This window comes from Actinoplanes sp. NPDC048791 (assembly GCF_040650095.1).
In the GTDB taxonomy this organism is placed as follows: Bacteria; Actinomycetota; Actinomycetes; order Mycobacteriales; family Micromonosporaceae; genus Actinoplanes.
Genome location: NZ_JBEZGQ010000425.1, coordinates 1 through 3,291 on the forward strand (window position 1 = coordinate 1; position 3,291 = coordinate 3,291).

3 protein-coding genes and 1 pseudogene are annotated in these 3,291 nt (G+C 73.0%); 3 read left to right on the forward strand and 1 reads right to left on the reverse strand.

Translation table 11 applies throughout. The features are described from left to right. Positions 1–505 (reverse strand): NADP-dependent oxidoreductase (locus AB0C29_RS26705; protein WP_360825389.1); only part of this gene is annotated, 505 nt, incomplete at its 3' end. 78 nt (positions 506–583) lie between these two features. Here AB0C29_RS26705 and AB0C29_RS26710 point away from each other — a divergent pair. The 3 genes and pseudogenes from AB0C29_RS26710 to AB0C29_RS26720 all read left to right on the forward strand — a co-directional run. Next, positions 584–1,399: a helix-turn-helix domain-containing protein gene (locus AB0C29_RS26710; protein WP_360825392.1), complete on the forward strand. Its 816-nt coding sequence runs from the start codon at positions 584–586 to the stop codon at positions 1,397–1,399. Positions 1,400–1,412: 13 nt separating this feature from the next. Next, positions 1,413–1,895: a GNAT family N-acetyltransferase gene (locus AB0C29_RS26715; protein WP_360825395.1), complete on the forward strand. Its 483-nt coding sequence runs from the start codon at positions 1,413–1,415 to the stop codon at positions 1,893–1,895. Between the two features lie 73 nt (positions 1,896–1,968). Further along, positions 1,969–3,291 (forward strand): annotated as a pseudogene (locus AB0C29_RS26720) (hypothetical protein); the annotation flags it as partial.

Consider the following 3,291-nt stretch of genomic DNA (forward strand, 5'->3'; position numbering starts at 1 on the left):
CGAGCTGGCCCGCCACGCTGCCGACCGCTCCGGCCGCCCCCGACACGAACACAGTGTCGCTCGGCCGGACCGGTGCCGCCTCGGTCAACGCCGCGTACGCCGTCAGCCCGGTGGTGCCCAGCACCCCGAGATACGCCTGCGCCGGCCCGGACGACGTGTCCACCAGGGTCGCGCTCGTGGCGTCCAGGACGGCGTAGTCCCGCCAGCCCAGGAAGTGGGACACCGTCGCGCCGGTCGCGATGGTGGCCGACTTCGAGGCGATCACCTCGCCGATCGCGCCGCCTTCGAGAGCGGCGTCCAGCTGGAACGGCGGGAGGTAGGACGGTTTGTCGTCCATCCGCCCCCGCATGTACGGGTCGACCGACATCCACGTGTTGCGGACCAGGATCTGCCCCTCCGCGAGTGGCGGCACCGCGGTGCTGACGAGGTGGAAGTGCTGGTGGCCGGGTGGGCCGACAGGCCGGCCGGCCAGCCGGATCTCCCGGCCGGTGAGGTTCTTGTCCATGCCGGTCAGCCTGCGACCTCGCCCCCTGCGCAGCCAGAGCCCTGGGTTGGGTACCCACCGGATGGCTACCCTGGCGCGGTGGACACCCGTGCGGAGTTGACCGGCTTTCTGATGTCGCGCCGCGCCCGGCTGCAACCCGAGACCGTCGGGGTGCCGCGTTACGGCGAGCGGCGGCGGGTGCCGGGGCTGCGCCGCGAGGAGCTGGCCCAGCTGGCCGGGGTGAGCGTCACCCACTACACCCGGCTGGAGCAGGGGCACGGCCGCAGCGTGTCGGCCGAGGTGCTCGATGCGGTTGCCGGGGCGATGCGGTTGAGCCGGGACGAGCGGGAGCATCTGAGCAATCTTGTGCACCCGCCGCGGGCCGAGCCCGGGCCGGCCGACCCCGAGGTACGCGTCGACCTGATGTGCCTGATCGACGGGATGACCCACACACCCGCGTTCGTGCACGGCCGGCACGGGAACATCCTGGCCGGCAACGGTACGGCCGCACGGCTGCTCGGCGAGCCGGCGTCCGACCGGGGCAGCTGGCCGCAGCTGGTCTTTCTCGACGGGCCTTTCCGGTCCATGCTGCTCGACCCGGGGCGGGAGCTGCTGGCCCGCCGGCACGTCGCGTACCTGCGCCTGAATCTGGGCCGTTATCCCCGCGACCGGGCACTGGCCGAGGTTGTCGAGTCGTTGCACTCGTCGAGCGCTGACTTCCGCCGGCTCTGGGCCGAGCACGAGGTGGCGGACTGGGCCGACGTCACCTGCCGGCTGCGGCATCCGGTGGTGGGCGACATCGAGATCGCCGTCGACGTCATGAAGGCGACCGGGGAACCGGACCAGTGGCTCGTCACCTTCACGACCGAGCCGGGCTCGTCCTCGCAGGAGGCACTGCGCCGGCTGGCGGCCTGACGGAGAGGTTGACATGACCACGACAGAGTTCACGCTGCGGGCGGCCCGTCCGGATGACATCGCCGCCATCGCCGTGGTGTGGCATGCCGGCTGGCCGGACGGTCACCTCGGCCATGTGCCCGAGCAACTGGCGCAGTACCGGCAGCTCGACGACTTCCGCCGCCGGGTTCCCGACCGTCTCGCCGGCACCGTGGTGGCCACGATCGACGACCGCGTGGCCGGCTTCGTAATGGCTCACGACGACGAGGTCGAGCAGCTGTACGTGGCGGCCGAGGCCCGGGGCCGGGGCGTGGCGGACGCCCTGCTGCGCCGCGGTCAGGAGCTGGTCTCCGCCAACGGCTTCGGCCGCGCCTGGCTCGCCGTGGCGACCGGCAACGCGCGGGCCCGGGCTTTCTACGAACGCATGGGCTGGACCGACGCCGGGCCGATCGAGTACGCCGCGCAGACCACGACCGGGTCGATCGCGGTCTTTTGCCACCGTTACGAATCCGCCTGAGTCCGTTACCTGACTGCCGTTCCCGCAGATTGACGGATAGTGAAGGGCTCGGGTTCGCGGCAGGAGGACGGGCATGGTCCCGCAACCGCACGGCAGGGTCGTCGAGATCCGGGTGCACGGTGTCAGCGGTACGCCGATCGAGTCGGTCCTCGACGACCCGTGGCCCCGCCAGGTCGCCGGGGACGACGCCGGGCGCATCTTCCGCCGTACCGCCAGGCATCCGTCCGGCCGGGTGATCGAGGGTTATCACTGGGGCCGGTACACCGCGGGGTCGCCGTCGCGGGCGCTGTGGCTGCTGCTGGTGCCGTTCGCGCTGGTGAACGTGGCCCGGTTCGCGCTGTTGCTGCCCGAGCGGCGGCGCACCCGGGACCGGGTCGCCGACGGCGTGATCCGGCTGCTGGGCCTGGTGCTGACCGTGACGATCGTGGTGACCACCTGCTATCTGGGCTGGAACGTGCTGGCCCGGCAATGCGGCCCGGGCGTCTGCTCCGGCGGCTTCTGGCTGCTCGACTGGTACGCCGGCCGCTCCCCGGGCGTCCGTGAGCTGGTCGGCGCGGTGCTGCCGGGCGTGGTCCTGCTGGTCTTCTGGCAGTTCGACCGGTTGTCGTTCCCGCACGACCCGCCGGGCATCGCGCGTTCGCAGCGCCCCGGCAGCAACGGCGACCTCGGCGATCCGGGTTTCTGGCGCGGCGCTTCCGCGCAGACCTCGTGGCAGCGGGCCGCGCACGTGTGGACCGGCTGCGCCGCCGCCGGTCTGCTGGCCCTGGCCATGCTCGGCCGCCCGGGGGACTGGGCCGGCGAGAGTCCGGTCTTCACCGCGGCTTGCGGGATCGTGGCCGCGGTTCTGGCCGCCGGTCTGGTCAGCGGCGTATCGCTGGTGATCCGTAATCCGACGCCGGACGAGAAAGAGGCTGTCCCGGACGGCCGTGACCCGGTGGCCCTGCGCACGGGGATGCGGGCGACGCGGTGGTCCACGGCGGGAGCCGCGCTCGCCGCCGTCGTCCTGGCCGCGATCGGCCTGGACCACGTGACGCCGGCGGCGCCGCAGGGTGTGGGCGCGACCTTCTCGGCCGTCGCCAACGGCGTGTTCGCGCTGCTCGGTGCCGTGCTGCTGGTGCTGCTCGGGGTCTGTGCGCTGCTCGCGTACGGGGCCGGCGGGCGCGAGTTGCGGCTCGGCGGGGGTGAGCGGCCGGCGATCCCGGTGTCGTTCCGGCCGTTCTACTTCGGGATGGGCGGCTGGCTCGGCGCGGCGCTCGGCGCGACGGCCGGGATGGGCATGAGCGCGGCCGCGGTGTTCTGGACGGCCCGGGCGCTGGGGGAGCCGGTCGTCGACGGCGCGCGGACACAGCCGCAGCAGATCGAGATCGCGGCCGTCTACTGGATCATGGCCGCGGTG